Source organism: Staphylococcus sp. EG-SA-2, assembly GCF_017152085.1.
Window position 1 is genome coordinate 1 of the sequence record NZ_JACYHC010000903.1, and the last position, 1,002, is coordinate 1,002.

Consider the following 1,002-nt stretch of genomic DNA (forward strand, 5'->3'; position numbering starts at 1 on the left):
TCTGCCAAATTAAGATGAAGTAAAAGCTAAGTCGACCTAAAAAAGCACCCTTCTAGTCGATTAATCTAAAAGGGTGCCATATACTTTAATTTTAATACATGATTGATTCTAAAAAAGTGAATTATTCCACAGTAACTGATTTAGCAAGGTTACGTGGTTTATCAACATCTAAATCTCTGTGTAATGCTGCATAGTATGAAATTAATTGTAATGCAACCACTGATACTAATGGCGTTAACAATTCATGTACATGAGGAATGACATAAGTGTCGCCTTCTTTTTCAAGACCCTCCATAGAAATAATACATGGATGTGCACCACGTGCTACTACCTCTTTAACGTTACCACGAATTGATAAATTAACTTTCTCTTGTGTTGCTAAACCTACAACTGGTGTACCTTCTTCGATTAAGGCAATTGTACCATGTTTAAGTTCTCCACCAGCAAAACCTTCTGCTTGAATGTAAGAAATTTCTTTAAGTTTTAACGCACCTTCTAAACTTACGTTATAGTCAATAGTACGTCCGATAAAGAATGCATTGCGTGTTGTTTCTAAGAAATCTGTAGCAATTTGTTCCATAATTGGTGCATCGTCAACAATTGCTTCTATTGCTGTTGTTACTTTTGCTAATTCTCTCAATAAATCAATATCTGCTTCACGACCATGCTCTTTTGCAACGATTTGAGACAAGATTGATAATACTGCAATTTGTGCAGTATATGCTTTTGTAGATGCAACTGCGATTTCAGGACCCGCGTGTAATAACAATGTGTGGTCTGCTTCACGTGATAAAGTTGAACCTGCAACATTAGTGATTGTTAATGATTTATGACCTAATTTATTAGTTTCAACTAATACGGCGCGGCTATCTGCAGTTTCACCTGATTGAGAAATATAAACGAACAATGGTTTTTCAGATAATAATGGCATGTTGTAGACAAACTCTGATGCAACGTGTACTTCAGTTGGTACGCCAGCCCATTTTTCTAAAAATTCTTTAC

General features: G+C 35.5%; 1 protein-coding gene. It reads right to left on the reverse strand.

Translation table 11 applies throughout. The features are described from left to right. Nucleotides 1-121 precede the first annotated feature (121 nt). Nucleotides 122-1,002, reverse strand: an 881-nt coding sequence (locus IDG60_RS15890) for an isomerizing glutamine--fructose-6-phosphate transaminase (protein WP_206160913.1), incomplete at its 5' end; no start/stop codon positions are given.